Raw genomic sequence first — 18,860 nt, forward strand, 5'->3', positions numbered from 1 at the left:
ACTAAACTAGACTACCATGACATTGTTTGTATTTTTTACCGGAACCACAAGGGCAAGGCTCATTGCGACCTACCTTGGGCACCTCTGCTGCCGATTCTGCCGCCTGATCATTTACGTTGGTCGTCATGGTCATTCTGGCTTCTTGCTCCCGACGGGCAGCTTCAATACGCTCAGCTTCTTCGGCAGATTGTACTTTCACTCGGGTAACAACTTGCAACACATCAAATTTGATCTGCTCCAATAAATTCTGGAATAGTTCAAAGGCTTCACGCTTATATTCTTGTTTCGGGTTCTTCTGGGCGTAACCACGTAAGTGAATACCCTGACGTAGCATGTCCATAGTCTGCAAATGCTCTTTCCATAGGGTATCAAGAATTTGCAACAGAACTTGCTTCTCGAAGTTACGCAACGCAACCGGGCCAGCGATTTCCTCTTTGGCCGCATAGTCATCAATAAAGGCCTGTAAGATACGCTCACGCAAGGGCTCTTCGTAGAGTTTTTTGTCTTCCGCCACCCACTGTTGAACCGGGATAGTCAAGCCAAACTCCTGATGGATTTTCTGCTCTAGACCTTCTAGATCCCACTGATCGAACATACTTTGAGGTGGAATAAACTCATCGATTAAGTTAGATACCACCTCTTCGCGCATTGCCATAATCGCTTCGGAAAGATCGTCGGAAGACATCATGTCAAAGCGCTGACGGTAAATGACTTGACGCTGGTCGTTGGCAACATCATCAAATTCTAATAGCTGCTTGCGGATGTCAAAGTTGCGACCTTCCACTTTACGCTGGGCTTTTTCAATCGCGTTAGACACCATTTTGTGCTCAATCGCTTCACCACGCTCCATCCCCAAAGCCTGCATCATTTTCTTGATACGGTCGGACATAAAGATACGCATTAAGTTGTCTTCCAAAGACAAGTAAAAGCGAGAGGAACCCACATCACCCTGACGACCCGCACGACCACGCAGCTGGTTATCAATACGGCGGGATTCATGGCGCTCAGTACCGATAATGTGCAAACCACCGGCCGCTAACACGGCTTCGTGACGTTGCTGCCAATCGGCTTTCAGGGCGGCTTTTTGCTCTTCGGAGGCATCTTCACCAAGCTGCGCAAGCTCGACCTGTAAATTACCACCTAACACAATATCAGTACCACGACCCGCCATGTTGGTGGCAATGGTCACTGCACCAGGACGACCCGCTTCGGCAACAATTTCCGCTTCACGCTCGTGTTGCTTGGCATTCAATACATTGTGTTTGATGTTTTTCTTATTTAGAAACTCAGATAGAAGCTCCGAATATTCAATAGATGCCGTACCCACTAGAACAGGACGACCAGCTTCAACGTTGGACTCAATGTCCTTAACGATGGCTTCGAACTTTTCTTCGGTGGTCATAAAGATCAGGTCATTGAAGTCTTTACGCTGTACTGGCTTGTTCGTTGGAATAACCACGACGGTTAAACCATAGATTTGCTGGAATTCGAATGCTTCCGTATCCGCCGTACCTGTCATACCAGAAAGTTTATCGTACAAACGGAAGTAATTCTGGAATGTTGTCGACGCCAAGGTTTGGCTTTCTGCTTGAATCGCCACACCTTCTTTTGCCTCTACCGCCTGATGGATACCTTCAGACCAACGGCGTCCCGGCATAGTACGACCAGTATGTTCGTCAACAATAACGACTTGTCCGCCTTGAACCACGTAATCAATATTTTTCTTGAAGACAACATGGGCACGCATACAAGCATGAACGTGGTGCAATAGGGCCAAGTTAGTAGCAGCGTAGAGGCTATCACCCTCTTCTAACATGCCATTTTCGACTAACCATTCCTCAACAAAAGTATGTCCTTCTTCAGTGAGTTCCAGACTCTTTTGCGACTCGTCATAAGTGTAATGACCAGGCTCTTCCGACTCCTCTTCTTGTTTCTTTAACAAGGGAGCCAATTTATTGATTTTACGGTACTGCTCTGAGCTGTCTTCTACTGCACCAGAAATAATCAAAGGGGTACGGGCCTCATCAATTAAGATAGAGTCAACCTCATCCACCACGGCAAAGGCAAGGTCACGCTGCATACGGTCTTCCATACGGAACACCATGTTGTCGCGCAAATAGTCGAAGCCAAACTCGTTATTGGTACCGTAAGTGATATCACTGTTGTAAGCCGCTTTCTTATCTTCCCGATCCTGTCCGGAAAACACGACGCCAACACTCATGTCCAAAAATTCGTAAAGCGGACGCATCCAGTTAGCATCACGACGCGCCAAGTAATCGTTCACAGTAACAACATGAACGCCTTTACCTGCCAACGCATTGAGATACACAGCCAAGGTCGCTACCAAGGTTTTACCCTCACCGGTACGCATTTCAGCAATGCGACCTTCATTGAGCACCATGCCACCAATCAACTGGACGTCGAAATGGCGCATCCCCATGACACGCTTACTGGCTTCGCGGACGGTTGCGAAAGCTTCTGGCAAAAGGGAGTCCAGCGACTCGCCCTTGGTCAGACGCTCTCTGAATTCGTTGGATTTTGCGGAGAGCTCATCATCACTCAGAGCAGAATAGTTTTCTTCTAGCTTGTTAATCTGAGCCACAACTTTGCGGTAACGTTTTACTTCTCGGTCATTTTTAGTACCGATGATTTTTTTAATGACTGTGCCTAACATTTCTTTTAAACAACCTATTCTGAAAGTCTCTAGAGTCTATCATGGTAATGGGTAGCAAAACATGGAATATCAAGGTGTTAAAACGAAAAAAGCCAGGCTTAGCCTGGCTTCTTACATTTTTATTGACCGGTGTAGTTAGGCCAAAGCGGCTGACTCGGCATAGGATATAGGCGCACTTTCTGCACCTTCGCCAAAGGATACGAACTCCCAAGCAGTTTGATCTTCCAGAAGAGCGATCAGCAACTTATTATTCAGAGCGTGGCCAGACTTGAATGCTTTGTACTCACCCAAAACTGAATATCCAAGTAGGTATAGATCACCAATCGCATCCAGCACCTTGTGACGCACTAACTCGTCGCGGTAGCGCAGACCTTCTTCGTTAAGAACTCGGTAATCGTCTAACACCACGGCATTTTCCATGCTAGCACCGCGAGCTAAGTTATTTACCTTGAAGTACTCCAGATCTTTCATAAACCCAAACGTACGAGCACGGCTAACCTCTTTCACAAATGTCGTGGTAGAGAAGTCCACAGTCGCATTTTGCACCTCCTCACCAATAGCAGGGTGCTGGAAATCGATAGTGAAAGACAATCTAAAGCCATTGAATGGTTCTAGAGAAGCAAACTTATCGCCTTCTTCCACCTTAATAGGCTTCTTAATGCGAATAAATTTTTTCAGGGCACTCTGTTCTTCCAAACCGGCGGATTGAAGCAGGAAAACAAATGGACTAGCACTACCGTCCATTAGCGGAATTTCGCTAGCACTCACTTCAACGTAAGCGTTGTCCACACCCAGCCCAGCCATAGCTGACAACAGATGCTCTACCGTGCTAATAGAAACATCACCATTAGACAATGCGGTGGCAAAGTTAGTTGAACCGACAGATCGAGCATCCCCTTTGATTTCAACGGCTGGCTCTAAATCAGTACGCACAAACACAATACCCGTATCTACTGGTGCTGGCTTCAGTGTTAAATAAACCTTCTCACCAGAGTGTAGACCCACTCCAGTAGCGCGGATAATGTTCTTTAAGGTGCGCTGTCGTAACATTGTTTTCCTACAGATTAATGACGGTTATATGAATATGCGAATGATAACAACAACCCAATTTTTATACAATTGGTTAGCCCAAAACTACGCATTCTTTACGCAAACAAACTAGTCTGCTTGACGTCGCAAGAATGCCGGTACATCTAAGTATTTCAACGAATCAACACTAGAAGTTTGCGAAGCTTTAGGTGGTTCAGGCTTATCTTCTTCTACTTTGACCGCAGGCATTTCTGGCTGGACCACAGTTTTCAGTAGCGGCTCTTTCACAGCTACCGCTACAGGCTCTACTACTTTAACTGCTTCAGGCTCAGGCGCCTTAACTGCTGATACAGAAGCTGACGCGCTAGCAACAGTGGCAGAAGACGAAGCGACTGTAGTAGAAGAACCTACCGCATACTTAAGCTGCGCCTCTTCTTTACCTTCGAGACCGGTAGCAACCACAGTGACGCGCATTTCATCACCCACATTCGGATCAATAGCACAACCAATTACTACCGTAGCATCTTCAGAAGCGTATTCTTCGATGATATTACCCACCTCAGTGAACTCAGAAAGACCGACTTCATCGTTAGCGGTGATGTTAACCAATACACCTCGTGCGCCTTTCAAATTAATATCTTCTAGTAGCGGGTTATGGATGGCTGCCTCCGCCGCCACGCGGGCACGATCCTCACCTGAAGCAGAACCTGAGCCCATCATTGCCATGCCCATTTCTTTCATCACTGTCTTCACGTCAGCAAAGTCAACGTTGATCAAGCCGGGACGCATAATAAGGTCAGTGATACCCTGAACAGCGTTCAACAGCACGTTATTGGCCTCACCGAAGGCTTTCAGTAACGAAATGTTTTTACCTAGCACCGGCAACAAACGTTCATTTGGCACTGTGATTAGAGAGTCCACGTTCTCACGCAACTCACGGACACCGTCTTCTGCCACTTTTGCACGACGACGGCCTTCAAATGGAAACGGTTTAGTCACAACAGCAACAGTTAGAATCCCCAACTCACGAGCTACTTTCGCAATAACAGGTGCCGCACCAGTACCGGTACCACCACCCATACCAGCGGTAATGAACACCATATCTGCACCGGTGAGTAGCTGAGTGATTTTTTCTTGATCCTCAAGTGCTGAATCGCGCCCTACAGCGGGGTTAGCTCCCGCTCCCAGACCCTTAGTGATACCGGCACCGAGCTGCACTGTAATGCTTGAGTCCAACCCGACAAGAGCTTTTGAGTCTGTATTCGCACACAGAAACTCAACCCCATCTAGGTTATTTTCTAGCATGTGTTTGACAGCGTTACCGCCACCACCACCGACACCAATCACCTTAATGACAGCATCGTCAGATAAGTTATCATCAGCCAAGTCAAATACGTTAATAGTCATGGGCGTTTCGCTCCTATAATTCTGCTGTCATTCCTGACTAAATATTTTTTTGAAACCAGTCTTTTACTTTGTGCCACACTTTCGTTGGACTGACAGCTGGCTTGGTTTCACCATCTCCCACCTCATAGGATGGCAGTTTGCTCTTTATCTTTGGTTTTTGTATTGGTTCTGGAACAATGCTTTCAACGTGAGAGGCATCGCCACCGGCATACAAAAGCAATCCTGTTGCAGTCGCGTATGAAGGGTTATCGACCACCTCTGACATACCTTTAATACGAGTCGGATTAGCAATACGCACCGGCATGTCAAACACGTCTTCAGCTAGCTGCGCGGCCCCTTCCATTTGGGAAGTGCCACCAGTAATGACCACACCAGCAGGTATCTGTTCAGCAAAGCCACTTCGGTTAAGCTCATCCAGCACCATTTTGAAGATTTCTTCATAACGTGCTTCCACTACTTCCGCTAGAGCGTGCCGCGAAATGGAGCGGGGCTGGCGATCACCAACACTTGGCACCTGAATAATTTGATCCGTCGCCGCTAAAGACGCCTTTGCGCAGGCGTATTTCACTTTAATCTCCTCGGCGTGCATAGTCGGAGTGCGTAGCGCCATGGAAATATCATTGGTCACCTGATCACCAGCCACAGGAACGACCGCAGTGTGATGTAATGCCCCATCAATCCAAACCGCTAGATCAGTGGTTCCAGCACCGACATCTACAACACAAACACCGAGATCTTTTTCATCGTCGCTAAGACAGGAGTAACTGGAAGCCAATTGGGAGACTACTACTTTATCTACATCTAGCCCGCAACGGCGAATGCATTTCTCTACGTTGAGTACCGCATTAGCTGCCGCAGAAACAAGATGCACATTGGCTTCTAAACGTACCCCTGACATTCCCAAAGGATCACGAATGCCTTCTTGGGAATCGATATGATACTCCTGAGGCAAAACGTGCAGCAGCCGCTGATCTGAAGATAGTGGCACCGCTTGAGCCGCGTCTATCACTCGGGAAATATCTTCCGCTTCGACTTCTCCACCCTTAATGGCAACAATACCGTGAGAATTTTGACTACGGATATGGCTACCAGCAACACTGACATAAACCGAATGAATATTGCACCCGGCCATCAGTTCCGCTTCTTCCACAGCACGTTGGATAGACTGTACAGTGGATTCAATGTTGACTACCACACCCCGCTTCATGCCTTTGGCCGCGTGATGGCCAATGCCAACAATATCCACGGCGCCGTCCGCGAGGACTTCCCCGACGATACAGGTGATTTTGGAAGTACCAACATCCAAACCTACAATCATTTCCGCAAAATCCTATAATTAAAAACGTTCTAGTCGAATAAAAAAGCAACAATCAGACCAACATTTACTCGACTTCTTGCCAACGCACGGCGATACCATGGGGGTAACGGGCATCAACTGTAACAATTTGTTCTATTCTACCTGATAAATCGCTTTTATAAACAGCAACGAAGCGTTGCAAACGCTCTAATATCTCGTCACGCCCCAGTTTTACCGTGATTCCATTAGTAAAGGTTATATTCCAAGCACCACGATTCTCTAATTCCAGCAGATGAACTCGTAGTTGGGTCGGCGATAACATCTGACTGATAAGCCCAAACTGGTCTAAGACGGTTTTCTCTGTGCCATCGGGGCCAGCCAATGCCACCAGCGGCAAATCTGTGACACCACCCGGGGTAATGACTCGCCCATCGGAGGTCAGCAATGCATTTTGGTTCCATCGAGCAATCGGCTCATGTTCGGTTACTTGTATTTCCAGCGTCCCAGGCCAAACACGACGCACTTGAGCGCTCTTCACCCACTCCGGCGTCGTTGCCACCTCTGCGAAAGTCGCCATTGCGGAGGTTACCATGCTGCTCCCCAGCAAAGACGAATACGACGTCATTAACTGGGCTTCATTCGTATATTTTAAGTCACCGGTAATTTTGATCTGCTTGATTGGCAACCACACCTCTTCATCGCTGCCGCCCTGCAACAAACCCGCCAGAATCAACAACAAAGCGCCGATCAATGCTGCTATACGCATGTTTATCCTTTGACCGAGCGTGCCAAAGCATCCTGTACCAGACGCTCAACCAAATCTTGGTAAGATAGACCTGCATGTTTCGCTGCCATAGGCACCAAACTATGAGACGTCATTCCTGGTGAAGTATTAACTTCCAACACCCAAAATTTTCCATCCTCACTTTGCATCACATCCACACGTCCCCAACCCTCGCAACCCACGGAACGGTAAGCAGCCAATGCCAGCTCTTTGAGCTCCTGTTCTTTTTCATTAGACAAACCACAAGGGATCAAATACTGAGTATCGTTAGCCAGATACTTGGCATCATAGTCATACAATACATGTTCCGCAGAGGGCTGCAGTCTGATCGGCGCATAGGCTTCATCAGCAATCACTGTGACCGTATATTCTTTGCCAGTGATGTACTCTTCCACCAAAATATCTGAGTCATAACGCTGTGCCATCACCAATGCTGCTGGCAGCTGCTCTGGCCCATCGACTTTACTGATACCAATGGTGGAACCTTCCCGGGAAGGCTTGACGATAAGGGGATACTGCATTGTTTTATTGATCAGCGCTTCATCCACTAGCCCTTCGAAACACAGATAAGCTGGCGTCGGTATACCAATGCCCTGCCAAAATTGCTTAGTCAGGGCTTTGTCCATGGCAAAGCCCGAGGCTAACGGCTTACTGCCGGTAAAAGGCTTGCCCATTAAAGTCAATAGCGCCTGAATCGTACCGTCTTCACCTTCACCACCGTGCAAGGCGATAAAAGCCACATCAAACTGAATATTACTTAGCTGCTGGATCGGGTTCTCTGCCCCTTGATCACCATATAAATCCACATCAATAACCTGATAGCCACGCTCACGCAGAGCAGCGGCAACCATAGTGCCACTTTCCAATGAAACCTGACGCTCGGCGGAACGGCCGCCATAAACCACTGCTACTGTCACTTGATTCATAGCCCCTCCTCCGATAAGTTTTTGGAAATTTGGCCGATATCTCCTGCACCTTGGGTGATTAAGATATCATCTGCGCGCAGCACATTACGTAGAATGGATCGCAAATCACCGATACTGGATACATGAATCGGATCTACCGCGCCGCGCTGGCGAATGGAGCCACACATGGAGCGACTATCCGCCCCATTAATTGGCTGCTCCCCTGCCGGATAAACATCCAGAAGCAATAAGACATCGACCTCTGACAGCACTTTAACGAAGTCTTCGTAAAGGTCTCGGGTACGGCTGTAACGATGAGGTTGATACACCATGACTAAGCGGCGCTCAGGCCAGCCATCACGAATAGCACGAATGGTCGCTTTAACTTCGTTCGGGTGATGACCATAATCGTCGATAAACATCACGCTACCCTGACTCAAGGTCAGTGGCTGCTGCTCTTGGAAACGGCGTCCTACGCCGGCAAACCCCATCAAACCTGCCTGAATAGCCGCTGGCGGCACTCCTAAATCCACCGCGACAGCAATCGTCGCCAAGGCGTTCAAGACATTATGGCGGCCGGGCATAGGCAGACGAATACGCATTGGCTCTTGGTCCGGGCAATGGGCCAAAAACTCGGTGTAGCGGCCACTTTGCTGAATATCGGTAGCGTAAAAATCGGCTGGCTGCTCGATACCGTAAGTCAACACTGGACGACTTAGCTCCGGCATGATGGAACGTACATGTTCATCATCCACACACAGTACCGCCAGACCATAAAATGGCAGATTATGAATAAACTCGATGAAGGTACGTTTTACCTGGGCAAAATCCCCTTGGTAAGTGTCCATGTGGTCTTCATCGATATTGGTCACGATCACAGTCTGTGGCTGCAAATGTAAAAACGAAGCGTCACTTTCATCGGCTTCAGCAACCAGATATTTACTGCTACCGAGCTGGGCATTGGTGCCAGCACTGGTCAAACGCCCGCCAATAACGAAGGTTGGCGCCTCTTCCGTGGCCGCCAAAATGGAAGCCATTAGACTCGTGGTCGTGGTTTTACCGTGGGTTCCCGCAATCGCGATACCATGACGGTAGCGCATGAGTTCCGCCAACATTTCCGCACGACGTACGATCGGGATACGATTCTCCCGCCCCCAACGCACTTCCGGGTTCTGGGGATTAATCGCCGTTGAAACCACGATAACGTGGGCTTCTTTCACATTGTCTTCTTGATGCCCATAAAAAACCTTGATGCCCAGATTGCTAAGACGCTCAGTGGTTGCCGAAGGTTTTAGGTCAGACCCGCTAATGCAGTAGCCTTGGTTATGCAATACCTCGGCAATGCCACACATACCCACGCCACCGATACCGATAAAATGAATGTTTTGGATGCGGCGCATCGCCGGAATATCGTAGGAATATTTGGTAATCGTCATTTATTTCATCAACCTTATACAATGGGCCACCACATCATGGGTAGCGTTGGGGTGCGCAAATGAACCTGCCGCCTGCCCCATTTTTTCTAACTGTTCACTATCTTTCAGCAAGCTTTCAAGCTCGTCACGCAGACGCTCGGCTTGCATTTGGGCTTGTGGTAACAAAATAGCTCCCCCACATTTTTCCAAATGCTCCGCATTTTTTGTTTGGTGATCGTCAATGGCAAAGGGAAACGGCACTAAAATTGACGGTAACTTAGCAATGGCCAGCTCACTGACTGTCATAGCACCGGCACGGCAAAGCACCACATCCGCCCAATAGTAAGCCTGATTCATGTTATCGATATAGGGTTCCACTCGCGCCGCTACCTGGTGTTTGTCATACAGCGCCTTCACCGCATCAATATTATTCATGCCAGTTTGATGCCAAACATCTAGGCGCTGATCTAAACGCCAATTCGCCAGCAATTCTGGCACCGCTTGGTTAATCGCTTGAGCACCCAAACTCCCCCCCACAACTAATAGTTTTAATGGGGCAGCATTATTTCCTCGCACCGGACGGGTAACTTGCTCAAGAATTTCGCGACGCACAGGATTACCCACCGTCACGGCATTCGGCAATGCCCCGTCGAAGGCCTGTAGGCATCGGCTCGCTATTTTGGATAGTAATTTATTGGTGGTTCCGGCAACCGCATTTTGTTCGTGAATAACTAAGGGGATACCAAGAAGCTTGGCCGCTACACCTCCGGGGCCAGCAACAAATCCCCCCATACCTAACACCACATCGGGCTTTAGGTTGCGCAAGTGCGCCACTGCCTGGCCAATCGCATGCAGAATACGAAACGGCGCAAACACTAAGCCCGCTATGCCTTTCCCTCTTACCCCCTTAATAGAGATAGTGCGCAAGGGAATCTCTCGCTCCGGTACGAGGCGCTCTTCCATACCACCTTTAGAGCCAAGCCAAACAACTTTCACCCCTTTGTCGAGCAACAATTGAGCACAGGCCAACGCAGGATAAATATGACCACCGGTGCCACCAGCCATAATCACTACGGTACGTGATTTAGCCACGCTGCACCTCCACTACTTGCTCGTCGAAATCTTCTGTAAAGGGAATGCCATCAGCCATTGGCTCACTCTCAGGCTCGGACATTTGCTCTGCCAATACGTCACGTTTCGTTTCAATATCTACCCGCGCTACGATAAACAAACTGCCCAGCATGATAATTAAGCTACTGCCGCCATAACTGATTAATGGCAGAGTTAAACCCTTGGTAGGTAGCACACCGGTATTTACGCCGATGTTAATAATAACTTGAGCGATCAATAGAATCGCGAAGCCGTAACAAATGTATGCTTGAAAAATTTTGTGGGCTGCTATCGCGCGCTGGCCGATGATAAACATCTGCGCCACCAACAGTCCGAAGACAAGCAGCAATAACATGCCGCCAAACAATCCTGTTTCTTCAACCCAAACAGAAAACACAAAGTCCGTATGAGCTTCGGGGAGATAAGCCAATTTTTGCACGCTGTTACCTAGCCCCAACCCAAACCACTCGCCTCGACCAAATGCAATCAACGCTTGCGATAGTTGATAGCCATCATTAAACGGGTCTTGCCAAGGATCCCAAAAGTTCATCAAGCGCTTCATCCGATATTCAGACGAAACCGCCAATACCGCCAACGCCCCAGCGGCGGCGGCAATAGTCCAAAGGAAGTGTTTTAATGGCGCACCCGCGATAAATAGCAGGGCAAATACGGTTCCAAGAAGTACCACGGAAGCACCGAAGTCAGGCTCCTTCATCAGTAGCACGAGAAAGATAAAGGTAAAGCCGATTGGCATAAAGGAACCGATAAATAGGTTTTGCCTTACCCGAGCCGAGCGTCGTACCAAAAAGCCTGATACGTATAGCACCATCGCGACTTTGGCTGCTTCGGACGGTTGCAAGTTAAATACGCCTAAAGAAATCCAGCGCTGACTACCATTCACTGACTTACCGATGCCGGGTATCAGCACCAATATAAGCAGCACTAACGCTAGCAACATCAGCAAAATGCTGCGCTCTTTTAATTGCTCAGTCGGCACGTTAATTAAAAAGGCACCAAATACTAAACCGATCACAAGGTATAGTAGTTGACGTGAAAGATAATAACTTGGGTAGCCAAAATTATCGTTTGAAATAAACGTGGAGGCGCTGGCGACCATCACCAGCCCCAAGATCAATACTGCCATTACGGTGGCGACAAAAATGGGGTCAAGCCGAAGTATATCCTTCGGCCGAATGGGGTCGATTAAACCACCGAGCATGGAAGCTCCCCGACTAGCCGGCAAAAGTGCTCACCCCTAGCCTCAAAGTTCTTGTACATATCTAAACTGGCGCAGGCCGGCGAAAACAGCACAATATCCCCTGGAGCAACAGTGGCTTTCAAGGACTGGAAAATCTCCTCCAAATCTCGATAGCGACTGTAACCACAATGCTGCTGCTCTAACACTTGCTCGATGGCAGCAGCATCTTTACCAAATAGATAACTGTGTTTCACGAACTGCTTGGCAGCGCGGGCCAGGTCTTTAAAATCTGCTCCTTTGCCATCACCACCCGCGATCAGATGGATATTGCGAGCTGCAGAGCCAAACCCCTGTAAGGCAGCCAAAGTAGCGCCAACATTGGTACCCTTGGAATCGTTTATGTAGGTGACACCATCTACGGTGGCAACGTGTTCACAACGATGTGGCAGGCCAGCAAAGCTGGCAAGCACCTCAGCGATCGCCGGGTGTTTTGGATCAACACCACATAGCTCAACCATGGCAAGACAAGACAAGACATTTGCAAGGTTGTGTTTACCTTGCAGACGAATATCACTGGCCTTGTAGAGACGCTCCACCCCTCGGCATAACCAAAGATCGTCATCCTGCAGCAAACCGTATTCATACAAATCTGGCTGACCTGTGGTAAAAGCACGTACCGGGACGTTGGTCTGCAATAGAGGCACGGTCAGAATATCTTGCTTGTTACAAACCGCTCCTTGGCAACCTTGATAAATACGCTGTTTCGCTTTTTGATAGGCCAAGAGGTTCGGATAACGATCCATATGATCTTCCGAAACATTAAGCACACAGGCGACTTTCGCACCCAAATCCGTAGTCGTCTCCAGTTGAAAGCTAGACAATTCCAACACGTAAAAATCCATGTCATCCGCTAACAGCGTGAGTGCTGGATCACCTAGATTGCCGCCCGCAACCGAACGCTTACCGACGGCTCGCAGCAGTAGATCAACCAACGTTGTCACTGTGCTTTTGGCATTTGATCCGGTAATCGCCACGATGGGAGCATTGGCATGTTCTTTAAACAGATCGATGTCGCCACGCATTTGCACACCTTGAGCTGCTAGCTGCTGCAATACCGGGTGCGCCAATGGGATGCCAGGGCTGACATATAATTCCGTCACGCCAAGAGTAAGTAATGGTTCCAGAGAACCGGTAAAAATGTTCTCTGCCGGACATAAGGCTTGGGCAGCCTCTAAGCCCGGAGGAGTATCCCGAGAGTCGACCACATAGAACTCCAACCCTTGGCGGGCTAGAAATTCAACACAAGCAAGACCGGTTTTGCCTAGACCGACCACTGCCCGAACACGATCCGAACCAATAAGCGCCATTTCTACGCTCCCTTAGCGAACTTTTAAAGTGGCTAGGCCAATCAACACCAAGCACACGGTAATAATCCAAAAACGTACGATCACTTTAGGCTCTGCCCAGCCCTTCAACTCAAAATGGTGATGAATCGGCGCCATGCGGAAAATACGCCGCTTGGTGAGCTTATAGGAGGCTACCTGAAGAATTACCGACACTGTCTCCATAACAAACACCCCACCCATGATGAAAAGCACCAATTCTTGGCGAACAATCACCGCGATGACACCCAGTGCCGCGCCTAAAGCTAGCGCTCCCACATCTCCCATAAAAATCTGGGCGGGATAGGTATTGAACCAGAGAAAACCAAGGCCCGCTCCGACCAGAGCAGAACAAAAGACGATAAGCTCCCCGGTGCCGTGCACATAAGGGATCAACAAATACTCGGCAAATTTCACGTTACCAGTGAGATAGGCAAACAGACCTAACGCACCACCAACCAAGACAGTAGGTAAAATCGCCAAGCCATCCAAACCATCTGTTAAGTTAACGGCGTTACTGGTGCCCACTATGACAAAGTAAGTAAGTACGACGAAGAACACACCCAATGGTATGGCAACTTCTTTAAACAAAGGCACGATCAGCTCTGTTTCTGCCGGTGTGGATGCGGTGTAAAATAAATACAAGGCCGCCCCGAGACCAAACACACTTTGCCAGAAGTATTTCCATTTAGCTGGTAGACCACGGGGATTCTTTTCGACGACTTTACGATAATCGTCTACCCAACCCACAGCCCCGAAAGCCAAAGTCGTCAGCAAAGTAACCCATACATATTCGTTGGTTAAGTCCCCCCACAATAATGTACTTACCGCAATCGAAAAGATAATCAGCGCACCACCCATGGTTGGCGTGCCTGCCTTACTGAGGTGGGACTGGGGGCCATCATCCCGTACTGCCTGCCCAATTTGTAGACGCTGCAATAAACAGATAACCCGCTGACCGATCAATAGAGAGATAAATAAAGCTGTCAATACGCCAAGAATGGCACGCAGGGACAAATAGTTGAAAACAGTAAAAAAGGTAAAGTGCTTGCTTAGGTATTCGGTAAGCAGGAGTAGCATGACTAGATTGGTTCCTGACTGACAAGTTGTTGAACGATTTCTTCCATTTTGGCGGAACGCGAACCTTTAACCAATACCGCATTATGCTGATCAAGATCGGCAAGAAAAGTAATGATTTCGGCTTTGGTCGCACAGGACTGAGCTCGGCCAGCTTTGGACTCCTGCGCAAATGCTTGGGCAGCAATCGCAGCGACTGGGCCAAGGGTCAACATATGTTGAATGCCTTGCTGAGCGGCATAGCGGCCAAGTGCAGCATGAATTTCTGCTTCTTGCTCACCTAACTCCCCTAATGCACCTAGCACCAGCCACGATGTTCCAGCTTGCAAAGCTAACACGTCGATTGCAGCTTCCACGGATTTTGGGCTGGCATTGTAACAATCATTAACAAGAAGCGCCCCTGTTTTTGTCGTGAGCATCTCCATTCGACCAGGAACTTGGGCAGGAACCGATAGATGTGACAAAAATTCTGCTAAATCATAGCCTTGGGCCAGCATTGCAAGGCATACGGCCATGGCATTCGCTACCTGATGACGACCTGGCCGCTGTAGCCGTAACGGGATTGAATGTCCGTTCAGCAATAAAGTTACGTCTGAATGATTAGGGAAGAATTTGGCATCCTGGCAAATGAGTGTCGCGCCGCTATCTTGAACGAAAGAGAATGACCATACTCGACGCTCACCTGCTAATGCAACCCAATAGGAAAAGTGTGGATCATCTGCATTCAAAATGATGGTCGCATCAGGTTTAGCGGTGCTAATGAGCGCCCCTTTTTCCTCTGCGATACCACGAGTCGAACCAAAACCAGCCAAATGACTACCACTGGCATTGGTTAAAATCACGATATCGGCTTGGATATAACGCCCAAGTTTTGGGATTTCACCGGGGAAACTCGTACCTGCTTCAATCACCGCGGCACCATGCTGCGCAGATAAGCCTAACAGAGTCTTAGGTACGCCGATCTGGTTATTTAGGTTAGCTTGGGTTTTCAAGGTTGGCACAAAGTGCGCGAGTGTCGCTGCTAGCCAATCTTTGACACTAGTTTTGCCGTTACTACCGGTAATCGCAACAACAGGGCCTTGGAATTGTTGGCGTATGTGATTCGCCAGTAGACCGTAGGCTTCTCTGGTATCCGCCACTAGCACATAAGTAGAAACATTTACCGGCCGCTCAACCAGTACGGCAACCGCGCCCGCCACCATGGCTTGCTCGACGAATGCGTGGCCATCGAAGTGCTCTCCGCTAAGCGCGACAAATAACGCTCCCGTTAATTCACCGCGGGTATCTGTTTCAATCGAACTGATAATGGCATCCGCGCCGACTAGCCGCCCATGACAAATTTGCGCGACGCGCTCCAGACTAAGCGTGACTAACATATTGCGCTAAAGCCTCTTCTGCTTGTTCTCGGTCATCGAAATGGAACCGTTGTCCGTTTATCTCTTGGTAGGTTTCGTGGCCTTTTCCCGCGATAAGTACGACATCGTGCCCATCAGCTTGGGCAATCACCTGGGCAATTGCTTGACGTCGGTCGGGGATGGTTAGTACTTGAGCCATTTGTCTCGACACACCATGCAGTGCATCGGCGAAAATTTGTTGTGGATCTTCAGTGCGCGGGTTGTCCGATGTCAGCACCACACGATCCGCTCCAGCCAACGCCGCAGCCATCATTAGGGTTCGTTTACCACGATCCCGATCACCACCACAACCAAAGATGCAAATCAAACGCCCTTGCACATGTTCACGCACAGCCGCCAACGCCACTTGCAAGGCATCTGGCGTATGGGCGTAGTCCACCACCACGAGAGGAGCATTAGCACGAGTTACCACTTGCATACGCCCGGGGGCACCTTTGAGCTTAGAAACATGTTGTAATAATTGCTGCGGCTCCGACACCAGTGGCCATAGGGCCGCCAAAGCGAGCATGGCATTTATCACATTAAAGCGACCTAGCAATGGTAACGCTACGTCGTAGGACTCACCATCCTTTACAAAGGCCACTTGAAAGCCGGATGGGTGGGGAGTGACGTTCGTAATTTGTAAATCCGCATCGGCAGCAAAGCCCACTGTACAGGTTTGACTCCCCCGGAGCGGCGACAGCATAAATTCACAATGCTCATCATCCACACAGCCAACGCCGAGCTCTATATTAGGCATGGAAAATAGCTTCTGCTTCGCCGCACCATAAGCTTCCATGGAACCATGATAATCCAAGTGGTCGCGGGTGAGGTTGGTGAAAATCCCTGTTGCTACCTCTACCCCTTCCAATCGGCCTTGATCTAGGGCATGGGAGGAAGCTTCAAAGGCAACCAGTTCCACACCTTGCTGCCCAAATTCAGACAAATATTGATGCAACGACAAAAAATCTGGCGTGGTGTGGGTGGCCGCTTGTAACTGATCCAAGGGCCCGAGGCCGAAAGTGCCAATCATGGCGGAGCGTAAACCACACGCTTGAGCCAGTTGTGCCAGATAAAAACAGGTAGAGGACTTACCATTAGTGCCGGTCACCGCGACGATATGCTTCGGGGCTGGGCCGTAGAACATGCGAATCAAGCCCGCGACTCGGTTGCGTATATCCTCCACTCGCAGGGCCACTACTCCCTTGGGGATAGACACTTCAATCTCTTGCGGTAGCAACACAAGTGAGCAGCCATTAGCAGCAACTTGCTCCAAATAGTCCCAACCGTTAGCGCTTACCCCAGCAAGCGCGACAAAGATTGTGTCAGGCCCAGAACGACGAGAATCGGTCACGAAGGACCGATACTCTGATGCTAACTCTGGGTAATTTTGGCTGATGTTAAGAGCGTCAAGCAGCGCCTTGGTGAGAATTGTCATCGTCCCTGCACCACTCGATAAGGAACTTTTTTATCAAGACGCACTTCCCGCAGACCTTCCGGTAGATCAGGTGGCACATTCAACGTCGTCAGCGCCCCTTCCATTACGCGGGAAAACACCGGCGCCGCCACCTCGCCGCCATAATATTCGCGTCCTTTCGGATCATTTACCATCACTACCATCGCAAGGCGCGGATCGGACGCTGGTGCGATACCTGCAAATAGCGCGATATACTGATCGTATTCGTAGCCATTGGCACCCACTTTATGCACTGTCCCAGTTTTACCTGCCACTCGATAGCCGGGAATCTGGGCCGCTTTACCAGAGCCGCTTTTGACTACCGCTTCCATCATTTCAACGACATTCTTCGCCACATTACGTGGAATAACTTGCTCACCGTCTCCCGCCACATCTTGTTTTAACAAAGTAACTGGAACTTTGTAGCCATAGTTCGCAAGAACGGCATAGGCTTGAGCGAGCTGCAATGTGGTGGCAGATAAGCCATATCCATAGGATAAGGTGGCGATTTCCGCTGGATGCCATTTTGGATGAATAGGTAAAACACCGCCGACTTCACCAGGGAAACTCACCGGTGTGGTGCGACCAAAGCCTAACTCGTAATACAGGTTCCAAACGCTGTCTTGGGGTAATGATAAGGCAATCTTTGATGTGGCTACGTTACTCGATTTAACCAGCACCGTTTCTAAATTGATCTCGCCATAGTTACCTGAATCTCGAATGGTACGCCGTCCAAAGCGCAAATACCCTGGCGATGTATCAATCACGGATTCGGTATTGTACTGACCAGACGCCAATGCTGCCGAAATGGTAAAAGGCTTCATGGTCGAACCTGGCTCAAATAAGTCGATTACCGCTCGGTTACGTAGCTGCTCATATTCAATAGTTGAGCGATCATTGGGGTTATAAGAGGGCTGATTCACCATCGCCAACACTTCCCCCGTATGCACATCTAAGATCACCGCAGAAGCGGATGTAGCACGGTGCTCCGTCACAGCGGCTTTTAGCTCCCGATAGGCTAGGTACTGAAGCCGCATATCAATACTTAAATTAATATTGGTGCCAGGCTGCTCCGGCTTCTCGTTGCCAAAGGTGCGAATCACGTTGCCTTTGAGATCCTTGAGATAGGTAAGCTCCCCCGGCTGGCCTTTCAACCGCGGTTCGTAGGCCAATTCAAAGCCTTCCTGGCCCTGATCATCAATATTGGTAAAGCCCACCACATGGGCTGCAACTTCCCCAGCAGGGTAAAAGCGTTTGTATTCTTTGGTTTTGGTCACACCCACCACTTTTGCCGCCATGATTTGTTCTGCTTCATGGGGTGGAATTTGACGACGCAGGTACATAAAGCTGCGACTGCGATTCGTCTCAAAGCGTTCCTGTAACCAGGCCCGACCAACACCCATCACTTGGGCTAATCGAGTAATTTCTGCTTCTGGAGTAGTTTCGTCCTTAGTCGGATCGAGCGCCCAAAGCGCTTTGGGATTAGCAATAATCGTCCATGTAGGCGTACTTACCGCAAGCGGCTCACCGCGACGATCCAGAATCATTCCTCGGGTAGCGGGGATAGAGTCAGTACGGACAGCGCGCATTTCTCCTTGGTTTTTGAGGAAGTCTTTCTCAACGATTGCCAAGTAAAATAGGCGTGAAGCAGCAATCGCAAATAAGACTATGGCGATCCCATAAACCCACTTTAAGCGGCCACTTTCCGGGCGGTAGGAGCTCTCTTTCATCG

At 49.1% G+C, this 18,860-nt stretch carries 14 protein-coding genes; all 14 read right to left on the reverse strand.

Annotated features, from left to right (window positions below; all coding sequences use genetic code 11):
* Window position 1: 1 nt before the first annotated feature.
* Window positions 2–2,674 (reverse strand): preprotein translocase subunit SecA, encoded by a 2,673-nt coding sequence (secA, locus tag FJM67_RS08330; protein ID WP_140588369.1) that lies wholly within the window; start codon window positions 2,672–2,674, stop codon window positions 2–4.
* A 135-nt stretch (window positions 2,675–2,809) separates the two neighbouring features.
* A complete protein-coding gene (lpxC, locus tag FJM67_RS08335; protein WP_140588371.1) occupies window positions 2,810–3,724 on the reverse strand; it encodes a UDP-3-O-acyl-N-acetylglucosamine deacetylase in 915 nt (304 codons plus the stop codon).
* A gap of 108 nt (window positions 3,725–3,832) precedes the next feature.
* Window positions 3,833–5,104 carry a cell division protein FtsZ gene (gene ftsZ, locus FJM67_RS08340; RefSeq protein WP_219845932.1) on the reverse strand — a complete coding sequence of 424 codons (1,272 nt, stop codon included), beginning with the start codon at window positions 5,102–5,104 and terminating at the stop codon, window positions 3,833–3,835.
* A gap of 43 nt (window positions 5,105–5,147) precedes the next feature.
* Window positions 5,148–6,428, reverse strand: a complete 1,281-nt coding sequence (gene ftsA / locus FJM67_RS08345) for a cell division protein FtsA (RefSeq protein ID WP_140588374.1) — start codon at window positions 6,426–6,428, stop codon at window positions 5,148–5,150.
* Between the two features lie 64 nt (window positions 6,429–6,492).
* The gene (locus tag FJM67_RS08350) at window positions 6,493–7,173 is read right to left on the reverse strand and encodes a cell division protein FtsQ/DivIB (protein ID WP_140588376.1); all 681 of its coding nucleotides are present in this window, start codon (window positions 7,171–7,173) and stop codon (window positions 6,493–6,495) included.
* 2 nt (window positions 7,174–7,175) lie between these two features.
* Window positions 7,176–8,117 carry a D-alanine--D-alanine ligase gene (locus tag FJM67_RS08355; RefSeq protein WP_140588377.1) on the reverse strand — a complete coding sequence of 314 codons (942 nt, stop codon included), beginning with the start codon at window positions 8,115–8,117 and terminating at the stop codon, window positions 7,176–7,178.
* Window positions 8,114–9,532: a UDP-N-acetylmuramate--L-alanine ligase gene (gene murC, locus FJM67_RS08360; protein WP_140588379.1), complete on the reverse strand. Its 1,419-nt coding sequence runs from the start codon at window positions 9,530–9,532 to the stop codon at window positions 8,114–8,116. The genes FJM67_RS08355 and murC overlap by 4 nt, the downstream gene beginning before the upstream one ends.
* The gene (gene murG / locus FJM67_RS08365; RefSeq protein WP_140588380.1) at window positions 9,533–10,603 is read right to left on the reverse strand and encodes an undecaprenyldiphospho-muramoylpentapeptide beta-N-acetylglucosaminyltransferase; all 1,071 of its coding nucleotides are present in this window, start codon (window positions 10,601–10,603) and stop codon (window positions 9,533–9,535) included.
* Window positions 10,596–11,840 carry a putative lipid II flippase FtsW gene (gene ftsW, locus FJM67_RS08370; RefSeq protein ID WP_140588382.1) on the reverse strand — a complete coding sequence of 415 codons (1,245 nt, stop codon included), beginning with the start codon at window positions 11,838–11,840 and terminating at the stop codon, window positions 10,596–10,598. The genes murG and ftsW overlap by 8 nt, the downstream gene beginning before the upstream one ends.
* Window positions 11,825–13,186: a UDP-N-acetylmuramoyl-L-alanine--D-glutamate ligase gene (gene murD, locus FJM67_RS08375; protein ID WP_140588384.1), complete on the reverse strand. Its 1,362-nt coding sequence runs from the start codon at window positions 13,184–13,186 to the stop codon at window positions 11,825–11,827. The genes ftsW and murD overlap by 16 nt, the downstream gene beginning before the upstream one ends.
* Before the next feature lie 12 nt (window positions 13,187–13,198).
* Entirely contained in the window at window positions 13,199–14,281 is a 1,083-nt protein-coding gene (mraY, locus tag FJM67_RS08380; protein ID WP_140588386.1) for a phospho-N-acetylmuramoyl-pentapeptide-transferase, read from the reverse strand.
* A 2-nt stretch (window positions 14,282–14,283) separates the two neighbouring features.
* Window positions 14,284–15,654, reverse strand: coding sequence for a UDP-N-acetylmuramoyl-tripeptide--D-alanyl-D-alanine ligase (locus tag FJM67_RS08385; protein ID WP_140588388.1), 1,371 nt, complete (start codon window positions 15,652–15,654; stop codon window positions 14,284–14,286).
* Window positions 15,638–17,110 carry a UDP-N-acetylmuramoyl-L-alanyl-D-glutamate--2,6-diaminopimelate ligase gene (locus tag FJM67_RS08390; protein WP_140588390.1) on the reverse strand — a complete coding sequence of 491 codons (1,473 nt, stop codon included), beginning with the start codon at window positions 17,108–17,110 and terminating at the stop codon, window positions 15,638–15,640. Before FJM67_RS08390 ends, FJM67_RS08385 begins: the two co-directional genes overlap by 17 nt.
* Entirely contained in the window at window positions 17,107–18,858 is a 1,752-nt protein-coding gene (locus FJM67_RS08395; protein WP_140588392.1) for a peptidoglycan D,D-transpeptidase FtsI family protein, read from the reverse strand. The genes FJM67_RS08390 and FJM67_RS08395 overlap by 4 nt, the downstream gene beginning before the upstream one ends.
* Window positions 18,859–18,860 lie beyond the last annotated feature (2 nt).

This window comes from Maribrevibacterium harenarium (assembly GCF_006385675.1).
Taxonomy (GTDB): domain Bacteria; phylum Pseudomonadota; class Gammaproteobacteria; order Pseudomonadales; family Marinomonadaceae; genus Marinomonas; species Marinomonas harenarium.